The 25,022-nt window shown below is 51.1% G+C and carries 18 protein-coding genes; 12 read left to right on the top strand and 6 right to left on the bottom strand.

The features are described 5' to 3' along the window. Positions 1-3: 3 nt before the first annotated feature. Positions 4-1,272 (bottom strand): 4-aminobutyrate--2-oxoglutarate transaminase, encoded by a 1,269-nt coding sequence (locus ACM615_RS05760; protein WP_129639611.1) that lies wholly within the window; start codon positions 1,270-1,272, stop codon positions 4-6. A gap of 146 nt (positions 1,273-1,418) precedes the next feature. Here ACM615_RS05760 and ACM615_RS05755 point away from each other — a divergent pair, with 146 nt between their 5' ends. From ACM615_RS05755 to ACM615_RS05715, 9 genes are all read left to right on the top strand, one after another. After that, complete coding sequence (locus ACM615_RS05755) at positions 1,419-2,963, top strand: PLP-dependent aminotransferase family protein (RefSeq protein ID WP_431011602.1); 1,545 nt, start codon at positions 1,419-1,421, stop codon at positions 2,961-2,963. Positions 2,964-4,275: 1,312 nt separating this feature from the next. Beyond that, positions 4,276-4,902: a ParA family partition ATPase gene (gene parA / locus ACM615_RS05750; protein WP_014341720.1), complete on the top strand. Its 627-nt coding sequence runs from the start codon at positions 4,276-4,278 to the stop codon at positions 4,900-4,902. Beyond that, positions 4,899-5,108 carry a plasmid partition protein ParG gene (locus tag ACM615_RS05745; protein WP_112289538.1) on the top strand — a complete coding sequence of 70 codons (210 nt, stop codon included), beginning with the start codon at positions 4,899-4,901 and terminating at the stop codon, positions 5,106-5,108. Before parA ends, ACM615_RS05745 begins: the two co-directional genes overlap by 4 nt. A 1,374-nt stretch (positions 5,109-6,482) precedes the next feature. After that, complete coding sequence (locus ACM615_RS05740; protein ID WP_112289539.1) at positions 6,483-7,469, top strand: replication initiation protein; 987 nt, start codon at positions 6,483-6,485, stop codon at positions 7,467-7,469. Positions 7,470-7,875: 406 nt separating this feature from the next. Then, entirely contained in the window at positions 7,876-9,495 is a 1,620-nt protein-coding gene (locus ACM615_RS05735; RefSeq protein WP_243701039.1) for an ABC transporter substrate-binding protein, read from the top strand. A gap of 51 nt (positions 9,496-9,546) precedes the next feature. Further along, complete coding sequence (locus ACM615_RS05730) at positions 9,547-10,506, top strand: ABC transporter permease (protein ID WP_132964583.1); 960 nt, start codon at positions 9,547-9,549, stop codon at positions 10,504-10,506. Then, on the top strand, positions 10,506-11,453 hold the full coding sequence (opp4C, locus tag ACM615_RS05725) for an oligopeptide ABC transporter permease (protein ID WP_431011601.1): 948 nt from the start codon (positions 10,506-10,508) through the stop codon (positions 11,451-11,453). The genes ACM615_RS05730 and opp4C overlap by 1 nt, the downstream gene beginning before the upstream one ends. Beyond that, the gene (locus ACM615_RS05720) at positions 11,450-12,454 is read left to right on the top strand and encodes an ABC transporter ATP-binding protein (RefSeq protein WP_431011600.1); all 1,005 of its coding nucleotides are present in this window, start codon (positions 11,450-11,452) and stop codon (positions 12,452-12,454) included. The genes opp4C and ACM615_RS05720 overlap by 4 nt, the downstream gene beginning before the upstream one ends. Further along, on the top strand, positions 12,451-13,416 hold the full coding sequence (locus ACM615_RS05715; RefSeq protein ID WP_431011599.1) for an ABC transporter ATP-binding protein: 966 nt from the start codon (positions 12,451-12,453) through the stop codon (positions 13,414-13,416). The genes ACM615_RS05720 and ACM615_RS05715 overlap by 4 nt, the downstream gene beginning before the upstream one ends. 31 nt (positions 13,417-13,447) lie before the next feature. Here ACM615_RS05715 and ACM615_RS05710 read toward each other — a convergent pair whose 3' ends face one another. Continuing rightward, a complete protein-coding gene (locus ACM615_RS05710) occupies positions 13,448-14,371 on the bottom strand; it encodes a LysR family transcriptional regulator (RefSeq protein ID WP_113876553.1) in 924 nt (307 codons plus the stop codon). Positions 14,372-14,530: 159 nt separating this feature from the next. Between ACM615_RS05710 and ACM615_RS05705 the strand changes: the two genes are divergently transcribed. After that, a complete protein-coding gene (locus ACM615_RS05705) occupies positions 14,531-15,403 on the top strand; it encodes a fumarylacetoacetate hydrolase family protein (RefSeq protein WP_431011598.1) in 873 nt (290 codons plus the stop codon). Positions 15,404-15,409: 6 nt separating this feature from the next. Here the strand turns inward: ACM615_RS05705 and ACM615_RS05700 are convergent, their stop codons facing one another. Continuing rightward, the gene (locus ACM615_RS05700; protein WP_431011625.1) at positions 15,410-16,810 is read right to left on the bottom strand and encodes a PTS transporter subunit EIIC; all 1,401 of its coding nucleotides are present in this window, start codon (positions 16,808-16,810) and stop codon (positions 15,410-15,412) included. A gap of 325 nt (positions 16,811-17,135) precedes the next feature. On the opposite strand from ACM615_RS05700, the gene ACM615_RS05695 reads away from it, so the two are divergent. After that, positions 17,136-18,335, top strand: coding sequence for an enolase C-terminal domain-like protein (locus tag ACM615_RS05695; protein ID WP_431011597.1), 1,200 nt, complete (start codon positions 17,136-17,138; stop codon positions 18,333-18,335). A gap of 5 nt (positions 18,336-18,340) precedes the next feature. Here ACM615_RS05695 and ACM615_RS05690 read toward each other — a convergent pair whose 3' ends face one another. From ACM615_RS05690 to ACM615_RS05680, 3 genes are all read right to left on the bottom strand, one after another. After that, on the bottom strand, positions 18,341-19,051 hold the full coding sequence (locus ACM615_RS05690) for a GntR family transcriptional regulator (RefSeq protein WP_132964596.1): 711 nt from the start codon (positions 19,049-19,051) through the stop codon (positions 18,341-18,343). A gap of 439 nt (positions 19,052-19,490) precedes the next feature. Further along, positions 19,491-21,983, bottom strand: a complete 2,493-nt coding sequence (locus ACM615_RS05685; RefSeq protein ID WP_431011596.1) for a membrane-bound PQQ-dependent dehydrogenase, glucose/quinate/shikimate family — start codon at positions 21,981-21,983, stop codon at positions 19,491-19,493. Between the two features lie 379 nt (positions 21,984-22,362). Further along, positions 22,363-23,250 carry a LysR family transcriptional regulator gene (locus ACM615_RS05680; RefSeq protein WP_113876548.1) on the bottom strand — a complete coding sequence of 296 codons (888 nt, stop codon included), beginning with the start codon at positions 23,248-23,250 and terminating at the stop codon, positions 22,363-22,365. A 141-nt stretch (positions 23,251-23,391) separates the two neighbouring features. Between ACM615_RS05680 and ACM615_RS05675 the strand changes: the two genes are divergently transcribed. Continuing rightward, complete coding sequence (locus tag ACM615_RS05675) at positions 23,392-24,957, top strand: ABC transporter substrate-binding protein (RefSeq protein ID WP_431011595.1); 1,566 nt, start codon at positions 23,392-23,394, stop codon at positions 24,955-24,957. The last annotated feature ends 65 nt before the right edge of the window (positions 24,958-25,022 follow it).

The following is a 25,022-nucleotide window of genomic DNA, read 5'->3' as shown; positions in this document are numbered from 1 at the left end:
GCCTCAGTCAGCCAGAACGCGGGATAAAATCGCCAGTGCGTCTTTAAACTGGGCGTCAGGAATGGTCAGCGGATACAGGAAGCGGATCACGTTACCGTGTACGCCGCAGCTCAGCATCAGTAAACCGGCATCCAGCGCTTTGCGCAGATACTGTTTAGTCAGCTCAGCAGATGGTTTTCCGGTCTCGGGATCGTTAAATTCGGCAGCGACCATCGACCCGCGAGCGCGGACATCCACCAGCGCCGGACATGTCGTTTTGGCTTTTTCCAGCACTTCCACCAGTTCCGCTCCTAACCGGCTGGCGCGGTCACACAATTTTTCTTCTTCGATGATGTCGAGCACAGCAAGGGCTGACGCCACGGCCAGCGGATTACCGGCGTAAGTTCCGCCCAGACCTCCCGGCTCAGGTGCATCCATCAGCTCAGCGCGTCCCGTTACGCCGGATATCGGGATCCCGCCGCCGAGGCTTTTCGCCATCGTGACGATGTCTGGTTTAGCATCCGGATAATAATCCGAAGCAAACATTTTGCCGGTGCGGGCAAAACCGCTCTGGACTTCATCAGCAATCATTACAATGCCGTGGCGGTCGCAGATTTCACGCAGCCCTTTTACGAAATCTTCCGGCGCAATATTGAAACCGCCCTCGCCCTGCACCGGCTCATACATAATTGCTGCAACTTGCGAAGGGCTAATATCACTGCGGAAAATACGCTCGATGCTGTCGAGTGCGATTTCAGTGGTGACGCCATGCACGGCATTCGGATATTGCGCATGGAAAACGGAGGCAGGGAAAGGACCGAATCCGACTTTATAAGGTACCACTTTGCCGGTCAGCGCCATGGTCAGCAGCGTGCGTCCGTGGAAAGCGCCGGAGAATGTCAGAATGCCAGGGCGGCCGGTTGCCGCGCGGGCAATTTTAACCGCGTTTTCTACCGCTTCCGCGCCGGTGCTGAAAAAGGTCGTTTTAGCTTTACCATTGACCGGAGCAATCGCATTGATGCGCTCTGCCAGATTCACAAAACTGGCGTACGGGACAATCTGATAGGCCGTATGCGTGAAAAGGTCGAGCTGTGTGCGGATCGCTTCAACAATTTTCGGGTGACGATGCCCGGTGTTCAGCACAGCAATCCCGGCAGTAAAATCGATGTATTCCCGTCCCTGCTCATCCCACAGCGTGGCGTTTTCCGCCTTCGCCGCATAGAAATCGCACATGACGCCAACACCTCTTGGGGTCGCTTCTTTACGGCGTTTTTCCAGTTCACTGTGACTCATCTTTCGCTCCTGCATAAAGGTTGATGTTTTATAGATTGCCCGTTGCAAGATGAACAATTTGTCGAAATAGCAATCCGTTCTTGTGTTTTATCGCGCCAGCGGTTCTATAATCCAGAACCAGTTTGAATTATTTTGAGGTACCACTTTTGCGTTCACTGCTTTCTGACCTCATTTCGCAACGCCTGACCGGCCTTTCCGATACGTCTACAGGCACGTTGAATAAGCGCGTATATCAGGCGTTACAACAGGCAATTTTCGACGGCAGTATCACGCCAGGCAGCCGTTTACCGGCTTCGCGTGACCTGGCGAAAGAACTGGATATTTCGCGCAATACCGTGCTGGCGGCGTATGACCAATTGCAGGCGGAGGGTTATATTCAGACCCGTACCGGAAGTGGGACTTTCGTCACATCTGATTTGCCCGAGGACGGTGTAATTGCCGATAAAACTGCCCGATATTTTTCACCAGTTCGCAGTCATGTTGCGCTTTCCAAACGTGGCACCCGGTTGCTGACGCGTACAGGCGTTGCCTCGCAACAATGGGGCGCGTTCATGCCAGGCGTACCCGACGTGACCAAATTTCCACATGAAATCTGGCGCAAAATTCATAACCGCCTGAGCCGCCGCCTGCACCCGGAATTCCTGACTTATTCCCGCCACGGCGGATGCCCGCAGCTGCAACATGCACTGGCGGATTATCTTCGTGTTGCACGTTCAGTTGATTGCACGGCTGAGCAGATTCTGATCACCACAGGCACGCATCAGGCGCTGGATCTGCTGGCTAAAATGCTCTGCGACCCCGGCGATACCGCATGGATTGAAGAGCCCAGCTACTGGGGAATTCGTAATGTGCTCACAATTAATGGCGTAGAAATTCAGCCGGTTCAGGTAGACGACAACGGAATGGATCCACCAGACAATCCGCCTGACAACCCGTCTAAAAAAACACCGGATTGCCGTGTGCCGAAACTGATATGCGTGACACCGTCACATCATTATCCACTCGGCTCGGTGATGAGTCTGGCAAGGCGCCAAAAAATTCTCGCAATGGCCAGTGAGCAAGGCAGCTGGATTGTGGAGGATGACTACGACAGTGAATTCCGTTACTCGGGCAGTCCGATCCCGGCACTGCAGGGACTGAGCAGCGATGCGCCTGTTATTTACGTCGGAACATTCAGCAAGACGCTGTATCCCGCGATGCGCATCAGTTACATGGTTCTGCCCCGCCCGCTGGCATCACGCCTAAAAATTGCGCATTCAGAACTGTACCGCGGGGGAAATGGACTCACGCAACTGACGCTGGCGGAATTTATTCGCGAAGGACATTACGCCGCGCACATTCGTAAAATGCGGCTGATTTATGGTAAACGCCGAAATGCGCTGACCCGGATAATTGGACAGGAACTTGGACCAGAATATCTGTGTGAAGACAGCAATGCCGGACTTCATCTGATCCTTTCGCTGCCGGATTCTATTGATGATGTGGCGCTGAGTGCAGAGCTTGAGCAATTAAATGTCTTGACCCGCCCTCTCTCAGCTTATTATTTGCGCCCGGCTATGCGTCGCGGATTGTTGCTCGGTTATGGCTGTGTACCTGAGGAAGAAATAGAAACTGCATTCAGGCATATCATCGAGTGTCTGCGACGTCGGTTGCTTTCCGCTGGTACGACCGGGCCAGAGGTAAGTCAGTAAATCTCAATCCCATAATCATGTGATTGCGTGATTGCGTGATTGCGTGATTGCGTGATTGCGTGATTTTACAATTCTAAGAGCATACAATCAAAAAATCATTGAATCCCATCATCTTGTAATCAGCCAAAAATCTTTGAATCCTGATACTTTCTGCATCCTGAAATCATAAGATAAAAATGTCAGGATTTTACAATCACAGAATCTCTGAATCTTAAGATTTCGGCTGCTTCCATCCTATAATCTTGTAATTACATAATCACATCCTGACCACACAGAATCACAGGATAAGAATCCTAGCATCCTATAATCCCTTATTAATCTCAGGATGATATAATCCTCACCTTCGCCTATAGAATCTCATAATCCTGAAATACGGACATGAAATCTTATAATCCTGAAATCCCGATATAATCCTGAGATTCTACAATCCTTTTGTATTGAGTCGGGACTAATAATTAAATCATTGATATACTTATCATGATTATGTAATCTCATAATCTTCAGCTCCACACATAATCCTATAATCCTGCGATCACCTACTCTGTTATAATCTCAGGATGATAAAATCCCAGTATCCTGACCACAATCTGGCTACTGCAAAAACACTCATACGGGATGTAAAAATCACAGGATTCCATCATCTCAGAATGATACTCAAGTATCATGTGATTCTGGGAGGTTAGAATCCGGGTATGCTATCAGTGTTCCGCTTCGAATATTTTAAAGATTAATCCTGTAATCCTGACACTTCTCGAATCCTGAAATCTGACAGATCATATCATGCTATCTCCGGAGCATAAGATGGTGAGATGGTGAGATTTTATATCCTGATGCGGTCATGTCCAGTCATTTGATTCAACATGTGCATTCTGTCATCTGTTGATACCGGGATAATTGAATCTCAAACTTACAAGATTCAGAGATTCAGAGATTCAGAGATTTAATAATCACCGGATAGCAGGGTTGACGCAAACGCACTGCAAACAGGTTCAACCAAATTCTGAAGATTTCGTAATCCTAAAATCATGAAATCGTGACCTCATAAAATCCTGTGATTTATGTGTATTGCCATTCTCGTATTATCGAATGATGACTTCAATAACCTTACAGAATCCTGTAATCATAGGATATTGTAATTCGATAATCCTTAGATATTGAAATCCCAGGCTGCAAACTTTATAGTAGCACTCCAATCCTGTGATTCATGGATTAGAAAATCTCAGAATCCTAAGATTACAAACTATACGAATCCTAAAATCTTATGATTTTGGAATCCTGATATCTTTACTGAACGCTTCATTAAGAGGTTGTCATGGCAGCGAAAATTATTTCCTTCCTTAACGGGAAGGGCGGAGTAGGGAAAACCACGACATCAATAAACATCGCAACCTGTCTGGCAAGACAAGGCCATAAAGTGGTGATGGTTGATACCGATCCACAGGGAAGCATCAGCAACTGGTATGACGAAAGCAAATGCCAGTTTGACCTGGCTGAAGCCGCTTCAGAAAAAGAAGTTTATACCGTACGCAAGCAACTGAAAGAATACGATTACGTAGTGATCGATGGGGCAGCTGCCATTTCTGCAATTTCATCAGCAGCGGTTATGGTCAGTGATTTAGTCCTGATTCCCGTGACACCGTCACCTTTAGATTTTGCCGCCTGTGGCGCTATTCTGGCCGTGGTAGAAGCTCGCGAAAATCTGCAACCCGTTATTGCCCGCTTTCTGATCACTAAAAAAGTGGCATCCGCTAAAATGCTTGAAGTACTGAAAGAATCCATTGCCGACACGGGTGTTCCTGCACTGCGTACCGGCACGACCCAACGCCAGGTTTACATACGAACCATGATGGACGGCGGCACCGTTTTCGATACAACGGACGGTAATGCAAAGGGTGAAATTGAAATTATGACCAAAGAAATCACGGAGTTGCTGAAATGAAAATGAAACTTGGCCAGCACAGACAACTGACTACAGCACTGGACGCTGTGGCTAAACCGCCTGCATCGGTGAAAAAGTTACAAACGAATATCGATGAGGAGCTGCATCGCCGGTTCAAAACCAGCTGCTTCCTGCAGGATCGCGAAATGAAAGACGTTCTGACAGAACTGATCGAAGCGTGGCTCATCCACAACGAACGCGCCTGATAATATAATCGCTGGCTGGATCGGGTCTTACAGGCCCGTTTCTAACTTGATCCAGTCTGTAAACCTTGCTCAGCCTGCCTTAAACGCTAACCAATCCCTTCCTGAAGTATTCTCTCCGTTGTTATCAGATCCCAAGATCAAATAATCTTTTGTTTATTTTATAAGTTTAGATCTTTCTCTTTAGGGAGCATTTTTATTTTTAATTATCATGTAGTTAACACACATATTGTGGAGTCATTTCCTGCCCGAGGTGGAGATCCTTCATGTTAGATGTGGATCCTTTTCATGGTCAATGTAGAGTCTTTTTCTGTGGATAATTTCTATAGGGATCATGCTATTACCAATGTGGAATAATTTTCTGTGGATACTTTCCTCCTGTGTCATGTCACTACGCCCGGACGACCCAAAACTCGCTAACATACTGCCATAACTGTTTTTTCTTATACGTGGAGACTTTTCCTGATCGAGGAGGAAAGTGGGTTATGTGGAAGAATTTCCTGTGACAGCGTCACGTGGTGTCACAAAGAGCCAAATGGGATCCCCGAAAGTCCGCCGGCAGGGCACAGCGCAGCCTGTTCAGGAGGCATAATGCGTTTATGTGGAGATTTTTCCTGATCCCTGAAAGCCTATATGTGGAAACATTATCTGATCCCGAAAAGAGAAATTTTGATCAAGATTGAACTCGGGTTTATGAAAATCAATGAGTTAGTTTTATTGTGACGGTGTCACTTGATGATATGTGGAGATTTTTCCTGATCCAGGACGTCGTTTAAGCTTTCAAACACCAGGTTGAAAAAAGAAGTGCCCACAATAAGTGGAAAGATTTCCTGATCCCGTAGTCCAGTATATGTGGAAAGATTTTCTGTGATCTGATCGCTGCGGCTACGTGGAGAGATTTCCTGATCAAATGCCTGTCACGTCGCTAATGTGGAGACATTTTCTGATCCCACTCACAGGCATATGTGGAAAGTTTTCCTGATGATCCCTTTGGGGAGCAGAATACAGCCTTAAAACGAAGTGAGAAGGGGATCACATTGCAGGGATTGATGGTTAAACGTGCAATCACCCCTCTAATGTGGAGGAATTATCTGATCATCGGCCAGTGGAAGGGGAGGTATTGTGCTGCATAAGCGTTAAGGATCACTGAGCAGATATGTGGAGTGATTTCCTGTAAAAAGACTGTCGATCCAGCATGTTAAAAAAAGGATCCCTGCTGGGCCTGAAATGCTTATGTGGAGATTTTTCCTGATCGGAATTTTTCGATCCATACTTAACTCAATGATTTTTAGACATTAAATAAGCCTTGTTTTTACTTTACGACAGCATTTTTTATGTGGAATAATTTACCTACTTTCCACTTATGGATCCTGCTACATGGAACTGAATAAACTCACAGTAGTTCAGGGGAACGATCTTCTTGAAGGCGCCTATAGCGTTACTCTGGATGAAATGCGCCTGCTTAACCTGGCGCTGGCTCAAATTGATAGCAGGAAACCGCAACCGGATACGCTTTATCGACTTTTCCCTCAGGATTATCAGCGGATCTACGGGGTTAACCCGACAAGCAGCCACCGCCAGTTGCGCGAAGCAGCTGAAAGCCTGATGAAAAAGCCGGTGACCATCTACAAGCCTGATGTGAAAACCGGCAAAGTGCGTACCGTGCAGCTTTCCTGGTTTTCACGTCTGGAATACGTCAGCAGTGACGATCATAGTGCAGTCGTGCTGAGATTCGGGCAAGACGTGGCTCCGTATCTTTATGAACTTAAAGAATCTTTTACCAAACTCAATTTCGCCAATATCGCGAAGCTGGATACCCCGTTCTCCGTACGCCTGTATGGCTGGCTAATCAAAGCCAAGAACCTCTACGGGCGACGCAGTGGCAAAGCCATTGAAGTGACACTTGATCTCAACTGGATGCGCGAGAAGGCCGGTTTAGCGGGCAAATATGAGGACTATCGTGACTTCCGCCAGAAGCTGCTTGAGCCGACGATCAATCGGATCAATGCCAATACCGATATTTCAGTGGTCTGGGAGCCGGTAAAGCAGGGCAGAACGGTCGTATCCATCAAGTTTGCCTACGTGGATGAATCTGCACCAGAAGCCAGCAAGCCGCTGCGTCCGCGCTTACCACGACGTCCGCGTGCCGTGGCCGGTTCCGCACTGGAAGGCGAGTGGGCACGTCGCTGCATCGCCATCTTTGAAGAGTATCGCGAGAAATTAAGTGCTTACGATGTTGAGGAAAAGGCTACCTTGCCGGATCTTCGCAAGCTTTCAGGTTGGTACAAAATGATTGGCGAGAAGAACAAGCAGAAAGAGATCCTCGCCGAAGTCAGTTCCCGCAGCAAAAAAGTGGCTGCCTGACCTCACAGCATTCATCTTCACATTCAACGGCGTATCCTTAAAAAGATACGCCGTTTTTCTTTGCCTGTTATCCGCCAGAAATAGATAAGTTTCCTACAGTGCTCCTGATGTAGTTGGCTCTCTGAGGTTAGTAAGCACTCACTGGGTGTGATCAGGTAATCTTTCCACATTAGCCGTTTTGGCGGCTTTTTCAGCGTACTGTAGCAAAAGCTATAAGCCATATTTTTTCGTTGTTAGACAAGGCTAAACCGCATCCTTACTCTTTGTCATGTTTTGTAAACCGTTTGCACACATTACAGATGAGGGATCTCTTTTGGCTACGTTATTACGTTCCGCTTTCGCGCCAGCCGTACAACGCGCACGTCGCACTGCCTCTTTCAAAATCGCATTACTGGCCAGTGCCGTAATGTTGTCTTCTTTTGCTTTCGCTGATGATGTCTTAAAAGAAGGCATTACACCGGCCACCGATGCCAGTCAGGTTCCTGCTGCAGCTAAACTGCGCACCGATACAGTGATCGCGGGGATCTCCGAACCTCAGGGTATTTTTAACCCTTACTTCTTCGTTAACGGCTGGGATGAAAACGTCACTAATGTGATTTTCGCCCGTCTGATTGACTGGGACAGCCAGGGCAAACTGGTCCCTGGTCTGGCAGAAAGCTGGACGGTCAGCCCTGACGGCAAGACTTACACCATCAAATTGCGCCATGACCTGAAATTCAGCGATGGTTCTCCGCTGACGGCAGAAGACGTCGCGTTCACGCTGACCGTGTTGTACGACCCAAAATATGACGGCGACACCGATATCACGCTGGCGCACATTGCCGGCGGTGATGACTATAAGCAGGGCAAGGCCGACAGCATCAGTGGCCTGAAAGTGATTGACCCGCTGACGTTGCAGGTCACTACCACGCAACCGGGCGCCACCACGCTGCAAAAAATCGGCGGACCGGTACTTTCGAAAGCCTATTACGGCAAAGGCTACACGCGCGGTAATCTCGATTATCTGCGCACGCTGCATGGCAAACCGCTCGGTAACGGCCCGTATGTGTACGACAAATACATTCCGGGGCAGGAGATCCGTTTCCACGCCAACACCAATTACTATCGTGGCGTACCGTCGACTCCGCGCTTTATCTATCGCGTGACCAATCCGTCGACTAATTTCCAGTTATTCCAGACGGGTGACACCGACTATGACGCGTTCACTTCCCGCCCGGATGATATCGAACAGCTGAAGATGCTCGGCTTTGCCAATATCAACCTGTACGGTTCCAGCGATTACAGCAAGATTGAGTTCAACGTCAGACGCCCTGCATTGCAGGATGTGAAAGTCCGTCAGGCGCTGATTTATGGTCTGGATCGCCAGAAACTGATCGACGTGGTGTATCAGGGCTATGGATCGGTGGCGATTGAGCCGATCGCGCCGATTTCCTGGGCGTATAACACTGATGGCGTGAATCCGTACAAATTCGATCCGGCGCAGGCCAACAAATTGCTGGATGAAGCAGGATGGAAAGCCGGCAGTGACGGGATCCGTGTGAAAGACGGTAAACGTCTTGAACTGACGCTGCTGGTCAGCAAAAAAGTCCTGAACGATGCGCTGATCCCGATCGCTAAAGAGAACTATCAGAAAATCGGTGTGCTGCTGAAACCACAGGTGGTGGATTTCAACGCGCTGATGTCTCAGCGCAAGGCCGGGAATTACGATCTGGCGTCGTTCAGTACAAGCACGCTTAACGATCCGCACGATGGCGTCTGGGATTACTACAGCACAGAGTCCACGGAATCGGGCTATAACAATCCTGAAGTCGATAAGCTGATCAACGAAGGCAACGCCACGCTGGATATCGAGAAGCGTAAGCCGATTTATCATGAACTGTATAAAGTGCTGGCGAACGATCCGCCGGTGATCCTGCTGGGTAACCGTAAAATTCTCTCGGCCAGCAGCGCCCGCGTGACCGGTTTTAAACCGGATATCTATAACGGACTGACCGGCAGTCTGCCGGACGTCAAAATCGTAAAATAATCAGAAATAATGCGGCTGCCGGATCCTTCCGGCAGCTTCAATGAGAAAGTCATGAGAAATTTCATTCTGCGTCGTTTGCTTCAAACCATTCCGATGTTGTTCCTCGCTTCACTGCTCATCTTCATGCTGTTTGCCAAAACGCCGGGCGATTTCATTGACGGAAATATCACCCTGACTGCGCAGCGCGCCGCCGAACTTAAAGCGCTTTATGGACTGGATCAACCGCTGCTCAGCCGTTATCTGCACTGGCTGGGTAATCTGCTGCACGGCGATCTCGGCTTCTCGCTGCAATATCAGATCCCCGTCAGTCAGCTGCTGAACCAGTACATCTGGAACTCCTTCCTGCTCGCCACCATTGCGATGGTGCTGTACTGGGGGATCGCGCTGGCGGTGGGCATTGTCTCGGCGATGAAACCTTACTCCCTGTTCGACCATGTGGTGAGCATTGTGATTTTTGCCGCGATGTCCTTCCCGACCTTCTTCCTTTGCCTGCTGCTGATTAAATGGTTTGCCGTGGATCTTCACTGGCTGCCTGTGGGCGGTATGACCAATACAGGCAGCGATGCCACGGGCTGGGCGTGGGTAGCACAAGTGGCTGCGCATCTGGTGTTGCCGGTAGTGGCGCTGGTGATGTTGCAGGCGGGCAGCCTGACGCGTTATTTCCGCGCCAGTATGCTTGACGTGGTGCGTATGGATTTCATCCGTACCGCGCGCGCCAAAGGTCTGCGCGAGCGCACGGTCATCCTGAAACATGCGCTGCGAAATGCGCTGCTGCCGATTATTACGCTGCTGGGTTTCGAGCTGCCGGGGTTGTTTTCCGGAGCGCTGATCACCGAAAAAGTTTTTAACTGGCCCGGAGCAGGGCACATTCACATTGATTCACTGGCGGCGCGTGATTACCCGGTTCTGATGGGGTTTACGTTGTTTCTGGCGGTATTAACCATTCTTGGCAACCTGATTGCTGATGTCCTGTATGCGTGGGCGGATCCGCGCATTCGTGTGAGGTCGTGATGTTTGGCTCTTTATTTTCTACCAACCGGCGGTTACGTGAAGCACAGATCCCCGCACTGGCACAGGTGACACCGTCACCCTGGTTACAGGCCTGGCGTGCTTTACGTCAGAACCGTCTGGCGATGCTCTGCCTGATTTTACTGGTGGTAATGGCGGTCTGGTGCATAGTGGGCCCTTACTATTCGCCATGGCGGGATGATGCGACCGATGCGCTGATGATCAATAAAGCGCCCAATGCTGAGCACTGGCTGGGTACCGATTTTCTCGGGCGTGATGTATATACGCGGCTGCTGCTGGCCGGGCGCATCTCGCTGATTATCGGCATGCTGACTATGTTGCTCTCCGTGACGCTCGGCTATCTGATGGGCGCTGTATCCGGCTATGTCGGCGGTATCACCGACAAAATCATCATGCGCTTTGCCGATCTGGTGATGACCATTCCAAGTTTGCCGCTGTTGATCGTGATGGGCGCGATGCTGTCTGAACTGGATTTCTCGCCGGAATCCCGCGTGTACATGGTGATCGTTATGCTCAGTTTGCTGGAATGGCCGAAACTGGCGCGTCTGGTTCGCGGGCAGATCCTTTCACTGCGCGAACGCGATTTTATGCTGGCGACTCAGGTTCTCGGATTGTCGTCGCGCCGTCGCCTGTTCGGTCACTTACTGCCCAATACCGTGCCGATCCTGGTGGTGATGGCAACGATGGCCGTGGCGAACGCCATCCTCAGCGAATCTGCGCTCAGCTATCTGGGATTAGGCGTGGTGCCGCCAACGCCGTCATGGGGAAATATGATGGATGCCGCGAACAGCCTGATCGACTTTCAGCGCCGTCCATGGTTGTGGATGCCGCCGGGCGTGGCGATTTTTATTACGGTGATTGCGATTAATGTGCTGGGCGATGGCCTGCGTGATGCGCTCGATCCCAAAATGAAACGGAGCAAAAAATGACTGATCCCTTGATCCGTTTTAACCAGCTTTCGTTGTCCTTTGCCAGCGACGAAGGACGTGTGCGTGCGGTGCAGGACATCACGTTCGACATTCAGGCCGGGCAGACTGTCGGTGTTGTTGGTGAATCAGGCTGTGGAAAAAGCGTCACGGCGATGTCGCTGATGGGGTTATTACCGCCACAGGCCGCCCGTATTGACGGGGGCGAAATCCTGTTTCAGGGGCGTGATTTGCTGAAACTGCGTTCATCACAAATGGCGGATCTGCGCGGTAATCAGCTGGCGATGATCTTTCAGGAACCCATGACAGCGCTCAATCCGGTGCTGACCATTGGTGAACAACTGGTTGAACCGCTGATCCGTCATCGCGGCGAATCACCGAAATCGGCGTGGACACTGGCAACGCAGATGATCACTGAAGTCGGACTGGCGCGCGCGGAAAGCCTGATGACCAGTTATCCGCACCAGCTTTCCGGCGGCATGTTGCAGCGCATCATGATTGCGATGGCACTCAGTTGTAAGCCGCAGCTGCTGATTGCGGATGAACCCACCACTGCGCTCGATGTCACCGTGCAGGCGCAAATCCTGCGTTTACTGCGCGATCAGGCACAGCAAAATCATATGGCGCTGATGCTGATCACCCACGATTTAGGCGTGATCGCCCAGATGGCGGATCACGTGGTGGTGATGTATGCCGGTAAAATTGTTGAGCAGGGCGCGACCGCCGATGTGCTGCGTAATCCGCTGCATCCTTATACGCAGGGGCTGATCGCTTCGCGTCCCACCGCGGGAGAACGTCGCCGCCGCTTGTATTCCATTCCGGGACAAGTGCCAAGTCTGGCCGCATTACCGCCTTACTGTGCATTCACCGATCGTTGTGCGCGCGCCACCGAACGTTGCCGCGAAGGGATCCCGCCGCTGGAAGGAAAACACCGTCAGGCCGCCTGTTTCTATAGCGGGTTAACGACGGCGCATGAGAATAAAGACACGGAGCTGCAACCATGAACGCGGAATATCTGATTGAAGTCGACGGGCTGAAAAAGTATTTCCCGATCCGCGACGGCGTATTCGGACAGGTAACCGGTCAGCTGCGGGCGGTTGATGGCGTTAGTTTTAACATCCGCAAGGGCACGATTTTCGGGCTGGTCGGGGAATCTGGCAGCGGCAAAACCACGGTAGGGCGCACGCTGCTTGGGCTGTATGACAAAACCGCGGGCAGCGTGAAATTTCGTGGCGAAGAACTTCATGCCCTGAAGCCAAAACAACTGAAAGCGTTGCGTCCGAAAATCCAGCTGGTGTTTCAGGATCCGTACAGTTCGCTGAATCCCCGCATCCGCGTCGGCGAAGCCATTGGCGAGGCGATGCTTGAGCACCGGTTATGTTCACGCGCAGAACTGCGGGAAAAAGTGCTGGAAGTGATGAAAATCTGCGGGCTGTCCCCGTTGCATTACAACCGCTTCCCGCATGAATTTTCCGGCGGTCAGCGCCAGCGTATTGGCATTGCCCGTGCGCTGATCCTGCAACCGGATTTTATCATTGCCGACGAACCTATTTCGGCGCTCGATGTGTCCATTCAGGCGCAGATCATCAATTTGTTCTCGGATTTACGCGACGATCATGGCGTGACGTTTTTGTTTATCTCGCATGATCTTGGCGTGGTGGAACATATTTGTGATGACGTGGCGGTGATGTATCTCGGCCAGCTGGTGGAAACCGCCAGTCGGGATGTGCTGTTTGAGCGGCCTTTGCATCCGTACACGCAGGCGTTGCTGGCGGCGGTGCCGACGCTCGATCCCGACAGCGAACCGGTCGCGATGGTCAGCGGGGAAATCCCGGATCCGTCAAAACCGCCCGCCGGTTGTCGTTTCCACACCCGCTGCCCTCACGCCATGGCTCGTTGCCGGGCGGAAACTCCGTTGCTGCGTGAAGTGGAAAACGGTCACCGCGTGGCCTGTCATCTGGTGTAAAACAGATTGATATAAACCTGCCCGCCGGACTTCAGTCTTCGAGGATCCGGCGGGCTTCCATCTGCATTTTTTGCCCGACGCTTTTGGTCACGTCGATCACTTTTTGCGTCGCCGGCGAAAGAAATGCGCCTTCCAGCCAGGTGATGCCCACCCGACGTTCCATCACTAACTGATCGTTATCGATACGGATCAGCCGCGAAAGAAATTCTTCTTCGACCAGAATGTTTTCGGACAAAAAACTTAGCAAACCGCTTTTCGCGATCAGTCCCGGCACCGATGCCAGCGAGCTGATTTCCACTTTGACGTCTGGTGGCGAGCAATGATTTTCATAGAACATCTTATCCAGCCACTGGCGCATCGAGACGGTTTTCGCCGGTAAAATCCAGCCATAACGGCTGAGTTCGCGCAGACTGGCGGGTTTACCGGCCAGCGGATGATCGCGTGAGGCCGCGACGATCACCCGGTCTGCGGTGACCGGCAACTGCACCACCGGACTGTCGTAATTGACCAGCGGACCGATAATCACATCGATGGCATGACGTTCCAGCAACGTAAAAAGTACGTCGTTCATGCCGATCTGGATTTCCAGTTTCATATTCGGCACCTGCGATTGCAGCATTTTGCAGATTTCAGGGAGCAGGAATTGCGTTGCGGAACCGGAAACGCCGACGCGCACAATCCCGCCCGCGCCGCTGCTCAGTTCATTCATGATTTCGCCCAGCTCAAGGTAGGAACTTTGCAGCGCTAAACCACGCTGATAGAGCACCCGTCCTGCTTCGGTCAGTTCCAGCCCGCGACCTGCCCGTTTGAACAGTTTGATGTTCAGTTCTTTCTCTAAACGGGTGATGGATTTCGAAAGCGCAGGCTGAGTTATATTTAAATTTTGTGACGCAAGTCTCAAATTCATCATCTCTGCGGCTGTCACAAAATACTCTAAGTCTCTGTTATTTAACATTGATTCCTGAAATTCATCGATTTGATAATAAAATATAGTAGAAGGCATGAGAGGCAGGGTCAATAATCACGCCAACGTTGCGACGGGCAAGCCGTTTTCGCAACACGAACGCCAGCGAATTTACCTGTTTTTAAGTAAAATAAGAATCTAAGTGCATCTATGAAAATTGTTAATTTCACCATCAGTAAAGACCACACCAAAAGCTTCGGCATCTATAAAGAAGAGGGGATTGTCGATGTCGGCAGTCACTCAGGATGCCGCGATATTAACGAATTCATGGCACGCCATTCACTTTCCGGGCTGCAACGCTACGCTGATCTGCCTGCGGATCTTCAACTGAATGACATCAGTTTCCTGCCGGTTATCGACCGTCCGGGAAAAATCTTCGGCGTGGGCATGAACTACGCGGAAAAGCGCAAAGAATTTAATGAAACCAGCGACGCGCCAACCCTGTTTGTCCGTTTTGCGGATTCCCAGGTCGGACACAATGGCACCATTATCAAACCGGCTTCTTCAGAGCAGTTTGATTATGAAGGTGAACTGGCGATTATTATCGGCCGCACCGGCCGAAATATTTCAGCAGATGATGCGCTCGATTTTGTCGCCGGTTACAGCTGTTATATGGATGGCTCAGTACGAGACTGGCAGCATAAATGGTATACCGCCGGAAAAAACTGGCCGTCGACGGGGGCGTTTGGCCCGTGGATGGTGACGCCGGATGAAGTGGGCGACCCGCAAAACCTGAGTATCAAAACCTGGCTGAATGACCGGCTGGTGCAGGACGATACGACCGCCAGCATGATCCACACTATTCCGCAGATGATTGCCTATATCAGCACATTTACTCAGCTTTCTCCGGGCGATGTGATCATGACCGGTTCACCGGGCGGCGTCGGTAAAACCCGCGTACCGCCGTTGTTCCTGCATGAGAATGACAAGATTGAAGTGGAAATCGAAAATATCGGACGTCTGACCAATCTTATTCAGAACGCACCGCTGTCTGAGATTTCGCATTCAAAGACAGCGGCCTGATAAACCTCAGCGCGTCTGATTAACCAAAGGCACCGATTGTTCGGTGCCTTTGTTTTTGACGACCATCAGATACGTCAGCGTAAATGACAGCCCAAGCGAGAGCACCACGCCCATCAGAATGTAGATAAAATACGGACCGATGTAGGCGGGCAGGCTGAAAATACTCGACAGAATATAGCCGTACAACCGCACCCCGAAGAACGCGATAAATGCAGACGCCACAGAACTGCTGATGGTGGTGGCGATAAACGCTTTTTTGTAGCGCGTCAGCACGCCAAACAGCGCAGGTTCGGTGATCCCCAGCAGGCCGGAAATTGCCGCAGACAGCACCACGGATTTTTGCTCGCGGGTTTTGACGTGGAAGTAAATCGCAAACGTCGATCCGGCAATTGCCATGTTGGCCATAAACATCATCGGCATCAGCATGTCCCAGCCCTGATCGGTAAAGTTCTGCAACGCAATCGGCGTCATCGCATGATGCATACCGGTGAGGATCGCCACCGGGCGGATCGCACCGACAATAAATCCGGCAAATACTGCAGACACGTCAAACATTCCCTGAATGCCAAACGCCAGCAACTTACCGAGATAAATCCCCGCCGGACCGATCAGCGTCAGCGATACCAGTGCCGCAATGAACAGTGTCAGTGTGGGTGTAAACACGGTTTTCAGCACGTCCGGCATGATTCTGTCCACCCAGCGGTGGATGTAACTCAGCGCCAGCACCGAGAAAATCACCGGGATCACACTCGCCGAATAGTTGAAAACGGATACCGGCAGCACATCCATAAAATACAATGCGGTAGGTGCGCCAGCAGTATGGCTGGCGAGCGCTTTCGCGGCGTCCATCAGCGTCGGATACATCAGACAGGCGGCAACGGCGGCGGCAAGGTATTCATTGGTTTTGAAGATCTTCGCCGCAGAAACCGCTAGGAAAAACGGCAGGAAGTAAAACACGCCGCTGGCGATCAAATCGATGATCATCACCGTTTCGCTTTTGGCTGAAATCACCTTCAGGGCGATCAGTCCTGCCAGCAACCCTTTTATCATCCCCGCGCCCGCGATGGCCGGAACGATCGGGCCGAACACGCCGGAGACGGTATCCATGAACAACGAGATCAGACTTTTACGTCCTTTTGTGGAAACATTTCCTGTTGCTGTTTCTGAATTTCCGGTTACCGGATCCAGCTGTGACACGATGGCTTCGTACCAGATATTCACCTTCGGCCCGATAATGATCTGCACCTGATCACTCTGGCTTTGTGCGCCCAGTACGCCGGGCAGATTTTTAATTTCTTCCCATGCCACTTTATTTTCGTCACGTAAATCAAAACGCAGACGGGTCATACAATGCCAGACTTTATTAATATTTCCCGCACCGCCGACCAGTTTAATGACTGACTGCATTATTTCTGTATTCACCCTGAACCCCGCGACGAAAAAAAGAATTATTCTTTATTTGATTGAAGGGGAGTGTAATGAGGGTGGTTTTTAAAAACAAACCAATAAAACAGGATCTTCATCACAAAACTTCACTGTATGGCGCTTATTTTTCACATCAACGCCAAATTGGTCTGTTTTTTATCGAAAATACGCCGTGCTTTCAAACCAAAATAAAAGCCTGAATTTTAGGTTTACAAGCAGGATAAAAATACGTTGAAATAACGCCAATACGAATATTCCCGCCGCCTTTTTTATGAAAAGGAATAACGGTTTTTATTAAGGATTTATCATGCAGCCTGTGTTGATTACCAATATCGAATGCCAGATAACACGTCCCGATCGTCATAATTTAGTGGTGGTCAGAATTGAAACAGATCGTGGAGTCTTCGGTCTGGGCTGCGCGACATTCCAGCAGCGCCCGCTGGCGGTGAAACTGATGGTGGATGAATATCTCAAACCGCTGCTGATGGGACGCGATGCGAATCATATAGAAGATTTATGGCAGATGATGATGGTGAACGCTTACTGGCGTAACGGGCCGGTGATCAACAATGCTATCGCGGGTATTGATATGGCGTTGTGGGATATCAAAGGCAAACTGGCGAATATGCCGCTGTATCATTTGTTTGGCGGCAAATCGAAAGATGCAGTGACGGCGTACAGCCACGCCGCGGGTGAAACGCTGGAAGCATTGTACGGCGAAGTCGATCGTCTGCTAGCCGAAGGTTACCGCCACATCCGCTGTCAGCTGGGTTTTTACGGCGGCAATGCGCGTGATTTTCACAGCACCCGTGAACCGACGGCGGGTGCGTATTACGATCAGGATCAGTACATCGATAACACGCTGGCGATGTTCAAAGCGCTGCGTGAAAAATACGGCAATCAGTTCCACATTCTGCACGATGTTCATGAACGGCTGTTCCCGCAGCAGGCGGTGCAGTTCGCCAAAGCCGTTGAACAATACCGGCCTTACTTTATTGAAGACATTCTGCCACCCGATCAGAACGAATGGCTGGCGCAAATCCGCAGTCAGACCGCCGTTCCGCTGGCAACCGGCGAATTATTTAATAATCCTGCTGAATGGAAAGATCTGATTATCAACCGCCGGATCGACTTTATCCGCTGCCATGTTTCACAAATAGGCGGCATCACACCGGCATTAAAACTGGCGCATTTCTGCCAGAGTTTTGGCGTGCGTCTGGCCTGGCATTGTCCGCCGGACATGACCCCGATTGGTGCTGCGGTAAATACGCATCTGAATATTCATCTGCATAATGCGGCAATCCAGGAATTTGTTGCATATCCGGCTAACACGCAGCAGGTCTTTCCGGGCGCACGGGCACCGGAGAACGGTTATTTCTATCCGGGAGAAGAAGTTGGGATTGGCGTGGGCTTTAACCAACAGGCTGCGGCAGAATTTCCTGTGGTCTATCGTCCGCATGAATGGACACAAAGCCGTCTGCCGGATGGCGTGATCCACACGCCTTAACGCGCTTACGTCTGGCGAAAAGCCAGATTGTCCTGATTAAACGGGATGACGTAGGTGCAGGAATAATCGATATCGACGATATCGCTGAACGCATAAACCTTGCCGCCCTGCAAAATACCTCTGTTGGTGATATGCATGGCGGCAATGCCTTTTTTACAGCCAAGTATTTGCGCCTGCTCTTTATTAATCGTGACGGCCTGGTAACGGGTCAGGGAATGCGAAATCGTGTAGCCCTTACTCAACACATATTGCTGAATGGAATGCTCAATGGTTTTCTGATTCAAATCTGCAAACACTTCCGCGGGCATACGGGAATATTCAATCTGCACATTGCGCAGATTAATGCGCCGCAAGCGGGTGAACGCCCAGATAAAGTCGTCGGTGCTTAGATCGAATACCTGTTGTTCCTCTTTATCTGGCCGGCGCTTGTGCAATTCGAGCATTTTGAAACTGATTTCAGCGAATTTTTTCTCGGTCACAGAGTTGTAAATTAGCGGATTGCTGCTGACACCCGCATTGATGTAAATGCCCGAACCCTGCACGATATGCACCGCTCCGATACTGACCAGCTTTTCCAGTGCCTTACGCACGGTAAAGCGCGAAACCCCGTATTCTTCCGCCAGCTGGCGCTCCGGAGGTAACTTCTCCGGCACCGAACCGCTGTTTTGATAAATCTTGCTCAGTAAATCCTGAGCGATAAATTCGCTTTTTTTCATGAGGTTTCATCCGTGCGTGGAACAGGTATTTGAGCATGACAGGGCGGCAGTGGGCAAATTACAGCGTATAAACTGTCTTTATATTTTACAGCTTTCAGGCTGTATTATCCCCTGAAAGGGATATTTCAATTTTATCTGCTTTAAGGGATAAACTTCGATTTATCCCTTACAAGGGATACACTGAGATTATCCGGACGGCACCCGTCTGGAAACACTGTTTAAGTTATTGGCGGCGCTGGATTTAGAGCTACAGATCACGCCAAGGGATAATAATCCGCAGGAAAAGTGTACCTGGGATCAGGAGTGGTAATTTTCCGGCAAAAATCAGTGATGCAATTTTTAAAGGTCTGCGACATCAGGCTGCACGTTTGCCTTAATCTCTTCAATAAAAAAAGCCCGCCGGTCTGCACCGGCGGGCTTTGTCATTGACTGCTGAATCTTACTTTTCGTCAGGCAGTGCGTAGGCAATCACGTAGTCGCCGCGTTCTGCGGACTGACGTGCGCCACCGGCGCTGATGATGATGTATTGCTTACCGGTTTTCGGTGAAACGTAGGTCATCGGGCCAGACTGGCTGCCGACCGGCAGACGGGATTTCCAGATCTCTTTACCGTTTGCGGTATCGAACGCGCGCAGATAGAAATCCTGCGTACCGGCGAAGAACAGCAGGCCGGATTGCGTTGACAGGCTCGCACCCAGCGTTGGCATACCGACTTCCATTGGCATGCGCATTTTGATGCCCAGCGGACCGGTGTCTTTCACCGTACCGACAGGAACCTGCCAGACGATTTTACCGGTTTTCAGGTTAACCGCAGACATAGTACCGAACGGTGGTTTCTGGCAAGGAATGCCCAGCGGTGACAGGAAACGCTCGCGGACTGCGCCGTAAGGCGTACCGTCCATCGGCACCATCCCCATCTCGATGCCGCTCGCGCCGGTCGGAACCTGTGCACGCGGAACCATGTAGTTCGCCAGACCCAGACGCATATCATTCACGAACATGATGGCGTTGTTCGGATCAACCGAGACGCTGCCCCAGTTCATGCCGCCCAGAGAACCCGGGAATTGCAGGGAACGATCCAGACCCGGAGGCGTGTAAACGCCTTCGTGACGCATACCTTTAAACTCGATGCGGCACAGCAACTGATCCATCGGCGTGGCGCCCCACATATCAGATTCTTTCAGCGTCTGGTTGCCGATGTTTGGCATACCGACAGAGAAAGGCTGCGTTTTGGAGTAGCGTTCGCCAGGGACGTTACCCTGCGGCACTTCACGGTTTTCCACTTTCGCGACCGGCTGGCCGGTTTCGCGGTTCAGCATGAAGATCATGCCTTGTTTGGAGGTCTGCACCAGAACCGGCGTGCTGCCACCTTTACCGTCCGGCAGGTCATACAGCAGCGGCTGAGACGGCAGGTCGAAGTCCCACAGGTCGTGATGCGTGGTCTGGAACGTCCAGCGGACTTTACCGGTTGCCACGTCGACTGCAACGACTGAAGAACTGTATTTGTCATCCAGCTCAGTACGCGTGCCGCCGAAGAAGTCTGGCGTCGCGTTACCGGTTGGCATGTAAATCAGACCCATTTTTGGATCGTATGACATGGCTGACCAGACGTTAGGTGTACCACGGGTGTAAGTCTGACCTTCCGGTGGCAATTTGGTGATGTTCGGATTACCCGGATCCCATGCCCATACCAGTGCGCCGGTATGCACGTCGAATGCACGCACCACGCCCGGAGGTTCGCCGGTAGAGAAGTTATCCGCTACGCGACCACCGACAACCACTACGTTACCCGCGACCAGCGGGGTAGAGGTTTGCTGATAGTAGCCAGGTTTGACTTCGCCCATACCGACTTTCAGGTCAACCACGCCGTTGTCACCGAAATCAGCACAAGGCTTGCCGGTGTCGGCGTTGATGGCGATCAGACGCGCATCGATGGTTGGCAGGAAAAGACGACGTTCGCAGGTAGCGCTGACGGTGCCGCCGGTAGCCGCAGGCGTTTGCGGTGCGTTAGTGGCAGGCGCGGCAGCTTCTGAAGCGGCGTTTGGCGTGGCCGGTTCAGCCGCAGGAGTTGCAGCGGGCTGTGCCGCCGGAGCCTGTGGCGCTGCGCTGCTGTTCTGGCTGCTGTTCTCGTAATAGCCCAGACCACGGCAACGCTGCCAGTTAGGTGCAGTCGAGTTGGAGTCGTAAGACCACAGCTTTTTACCGTCATCCACATTCAGGGCGATCACTTTGCTGTAAGCGGTACAGACAAACAGCTTGTCGCCGATTTGCAGCGGAGTGTTCTGGTCTTCAGCGCCGGAGCCGTTGCTCTGCGGGATATCACCGGTATGGGCAATCCACGCAACCTGAAGTTTATCCACGTTGGTTTTGTTGATCTGATCCAATGCAGCAAAACGGTCGCCAGCGGTAGTGTTACCCCAGTTTTCCCAGTTCTTCTGCTCTGCACCTTTATCTACCGGTTTCACCGGCACCTGATCATTGTCAGCGCTGATGATTGGCGTCGGCACGAAGGTATTACCGAATGCGGCAATCAAGGCAACAGCCAGCACAGCCGCCAGCGAGAAGCTAGGCCCTTTACGTGCCACCAGACCCGCGCGTGCTTTCAGCAGGGGATAAGCCAGTGCGACCAGAAATGCCAGCACGCCGAAAGTGAACAGGCGGGAGAACAGAGGCCAGAACGTGAAGCCCGCGTCCCAGACAGCCCAGATAATAGAAAGCACAAAGGCCACGGCATACAGCCATGCACCTGAAGGCTTACCTTTAAAAATCAAAATGGCGGAAACGATGAGCGCCAGACCCATCAGCAGGAAGTAAACACTTCCTCCCAATGTGGCCAGATACGCGCCACCGATACCAAGTGTCAGACCGATGACGACCATCAGCGCACTCAGCAGCCAGAGGAGCCAGGTCCACTTGCTATTTGTTGTTGGCATGATTTATCTCACTGCATAGTTGTAGATAACTGTTGATGAAAAGAGGTAACACTTAATGACCACCCGTAATTAAATGAACCAAATAGAACAATTTCGCGCAAATAGTAATACTTCTCATCGAGGTTGTGAATGTGTAACGAAGAGTTTGAATTTAGGTAAATTATTATAGATTAGATTATTATTTATGCAGAGGAATTTTATGCGTTGATTTTAAAGAATAAAATAAAGTGTGTTATTCCTTATTTTAATTAATACATAAGTGGATATACGTTTTTCATCTAAACGATAGCACCAACTGTCCGCTCATTTTTCGTCATTGATACTGAAATGTAACATTGTGGACTCATTGGTACGAATTCGGTGAACCTGACGGGAAGTTTTACAAATAGCCTTCGATTAAGGTCTTCATTTCTTTGGTGATATGTTCCACCAGACGACTTTTCGGGATCTGCGGCGGGAAAACGGCCAGATAGGCAATGCTGATATCCGGTGAAAAGGGTTTGAGAACCAGATCACTTTTATGGCTGCGGGCGGTGATGAAATCGACCACGCCTACGCCCAGGTTGTTACCTGCCATCACACAACAGTTATTGAGCGAGGTTTCGATCGGATTGTTCAGATACAAGTCGAGGCGGCTCATCACCTGATCAAGCTGTTCGCGCAACGGCGTTTTGCGTCCGGGAATAATAGGGCGGTAGCGCGTCAGATCCATCGCAGTCACCACGTCTTGTTTCGCCAGCGGATGGCGCGGCGACATCACAGCAACCGCTTTTGCCCGTGCCAGCATTTCCGCTTCCAGACCTTTCACATCCGGCTTGCCGAAAATGAACCCAACGTCGTACTGATTGCTGGTGACGACATCGGTGATATGCGTCGTGCTTTCGATGTCCAGAAACAGCGAGATATCGCCAATACTCTCAATCAGCGGCGGGAGAATATGCTCGACGCACAGCGCCGATAACGCTGCCACTGAACCAATGCGCAATACGCTGCCTTTGGAATGACGGATTTCGTCGGCGATATGTGAAATATGTTCAAGTCCGAGGTATAAACGCTCGACTTCGCGGTACAACTTGATCGCATCGTCACGCGGGATCAGCCCGCGACCGTCGCGGTCAAACAGCTTCAGATCCACGGCATATTCAAAGTCGCGGATCAACCGGCTCACCGCAGGCTGGGTAATGTTCATCATATTCGCGGCTGCGGTAATGCTACCTGTCAGGATCACTTTGTGAAAAGCTTCGACCTGACGGGGATTAATTTTCATAATATATCCTCAGGATCCATAACATTTGTTTATGGATGTAACACAAAATACAATTTTCAATTCAGAAGTCCACCCCCTAGACTCCAATTTACGATCTGACACACATTGCCTGAAAATCTAAAATAATTAAGGGTTAAATGCATGAGAAAGTCCGTTCTGGCAGGAGTGCTTTCCTCAGCACTGGCCACGCTTTTCGTTTTTAATACCATCTCTGCACAGGCTGCTGATCTAAAAATCGGCCTTGCCGCGTCAACCACTTCAATGGATCCGCAATTTTATGTCGGTGGTGCCAACAGCGCCATGGCGCGTAATATTTTTGACGGTCTGGTGAATCAGGACGAAAAACAACACATCACGCCTGCGCTCGCGGTGTCATGGAAAGTGATTAACGACACCACATGGGAATTTGCCCTGCGGCCCGGCGTGAAATTCCACGACGGCAGCGATTTCACCGCCAAAGATGTGATTGCCAGCGTGAAACGCGTGGCGCTGGCGTCGAAAAACAGCCCGAGTGCTTATACGCCGTACGTGAATGACATCGCCGATGTCACCGAAGTGAATCCTTTAACGGTGAGAATTGTCACCAAAGCGCCAACACCTCTATTACTCAATAACTTAAGTCGTGTCGCTATTTTACCGGCGCGTCTTGAAACGGTCGGATCGCAAACCCTTAATGAAGGGAAAGACGTCATCGGTACCGGCCCGTTCAAATTTGTCAGCTGGACGCCGGACGATAACGTGGTGCTGGCGCGTAACGACCAGTACTGGGGCGGCAAAGCCCAGTGGGATAACGTCACGCTGCGCGTGTTCAAAAACCCGAGCGCCCGTGTCGCCGCGATGCGTTCCGGTGATGTGGATATGATTGAAAGCGTGCCGACCGCGGACGGACGGGATCTGGGCAAACAAACCAGCCTGCATCTGGAGTCCGTTGCCGGTAACCGCATTTTGTATTTACACCCGGATCAGGATCGTGATGTGTCGCCCTTCGCCAAAGGGCCGGATGGCAGTAATCCGCTGAAAAAACGCGAAGTGCGTGAGGCGATGTCGCTGGCGATAAACCGTCAGGCGATTGTAGATCGCATTATGGACGGGCAGGGCGTTCCAGCGTCGCAGCTGGTGCCTAAAGGCTATTTCGGTTATACGCCGTCGATTGCCGCGCCGGTCTATGATCCGGCAAAAGTCAAACAACTGCTGGCGCAGGCCGGTTATCCTGACGGCTTCACGCTGACGTTCCATGCATCGAACGACCGTTATCCGAACGATTCCAAAATCGCCCAGGCGCTTGGCCAGATGTTCAGCCGTGTCGGCATTAAAACCGACGTCGTGACCATGCCGGGCAGCGTGTATTTCTCACGGGCGTCCAAACGCGATTTTAGCCTGATCATGGGCGGCGCGGCGATTGAAACCGGTGAAGCCTCCGGCGTGCTGGGGCCGTTGCTCGAAACCTTCGGGCCAAATGGCGGACAGGGCAACCGCGGACGCTACTCAAACCCAGAATTTGATAAAACACTGGCAAAAGCGCGGGAAACCCTCGACGACGGCCAGCGTGAAAAGTTGTTGCAGCAGGCCACAGAGATTGCGATGAAAGACGAAGGCACTATTCCGTTGCTGTTCCTTTCATACACCTGGGCGATGAAAACACCTTACACCTACGTTGGCCGTTCCGATGGCTATACGTTGCCGTACTTTGTGCATGAGAAACAATAAGCGCATTGTGCAGACCGAACCCAGGCGGGGAATACAGCACCAACACCAGGGCTGTACTAAAGTAG

It is taken from the genome of Rahnella sp. PAMC25617 (assembly GCF_050606005.1).
In the GTDB taxonomy this organism is placed as follows: domain Bacteria; phylum Pseudomonadota; class Gammaproteobacteria; order Enterobacterales; family Enterobacteriaceae; genus Rahnella; species Rahnella variigena.
This window is presented reverse-complemented; position numbering and strand designations above follow the sequence as displayed.

Bases quoted from the DNA above. Each gene is read 5' to 3' on its own strand.
- ACM615_RS05760 (WP_129639611.1), bottom strand. From the start codon at position 1,272: ATGAGTCACAGTGAACTGGAAAAACGCCGTAAAGAAGCGACCCCAAGA.
- parA (WP_014341720.1), top strand. From the start codon at position 4,276: ATGGCAGCGAAAATTATTTCCTTCCTTAACGGGAAGGGCGGAGTAGGG.
- ACM615_RS05745 (WP_112289538.1), top strand. From the start codon at position 4,899: ATGAAAATGAAACTTGGCCAGCACAGACAACTGACTACAGCACTGGAC.
- ACM615_RS05740 (WP_112289539.1), top strand. From the start codon at position 6,483: ATGGAACTGAATAAACTCACAGTAGTTCAGGGGAACGATCTTCTTGAA.
- ACM615_RS05735 (WP_243701039.1), top strand. From the start codon at position 7,876: ATGTTGTCTTCTTTTGCTTTCGCTGATGATGTCTTAAAAGAAGGCATT.
- ACM615_RS05730 (WP_132964583.1), top strand. From the start codon at position 9,547: ATGAGAAATTTCATTCTGCGTCGTTTGCTTCAAACCATTCCGATGTTG.
- opp4C (WP_431011601.1), top strand. From the start codon at position 10,506: ATGTTTGGCTCTTTATTTTCTACCAACCGGCGGTTACGTGAAGCACAG.
- ACM615_RS05720 (WP_431011600.1), top strand. From the start codon at position 11,450: ATGACTGATCCCTTGATCCGTTTTAACCAGCTTTCGTTGTCCTTTGCC.
- ACM615_RS05715 (WP_431011599.1), top strand. From the start codon at position 12,451: ATGAACGCGGAATATCTGATTGAAGTCGACGGGCTGAAAAAGTATTTC.
- ACM615_RS05710 (WP_113876553.1), bottom strand. From the start codon at position 14,371: ATGTTAAATAACAGAGACTTAGAGTATTTTGTGACAGCCGCAGAGATG.
- ACM615_RS05705 (WP_431011598.1), top strand. From the start codon at position 14,531: ATGAAAATTGTTAATTTCACCATCAGTAAAGACCACACCAAAAGCTTC.
- ACM615_RS05700 (WP_431011625.1), bottom strand. From the start codon at position 16,810: ATGCAGTCAGTCATTAAACTGGTCGGCGGTGCGGGAAATATTAATAAA.
- ACM615_RS05695 (WP_431011597.1), top strand. From the start codon at position 17,136: ATGCAGCCTGTGTTGATTACCAATATCGAATGCCAGATAACACGTCCC.
- ACM615_RS05690 (WP_132964596.1), bottom strand. From the start codon at position 19,051: ATGAAAAAAAGCGAATTTATCGCTCAGGATTTACTGAGCAAGATTTAT.
- ACM615_RS05685 (WP_431011596.1), bottom strand. From the start codon at position 21,983: ATGCCAACAACAAATAGCAAGTGGACCTGGCTCCTCTGGCTGCTGAGT.
- ACM615_RS05680 (WP_113876548.1), bottom strand. From the start codon at position 23,250: ATGAAAATTAATCCCCGTCAGGTCGAAGCTTTTCACAAAGTGATCCTG.
- ACM615_RS05675 (WP_431011595.1), top strand. From the start codon at position 23,392: ATGAGAAAGTCCGTTCTGGCAGGAGTGCTTTCCTCAGCACTGGCCACG.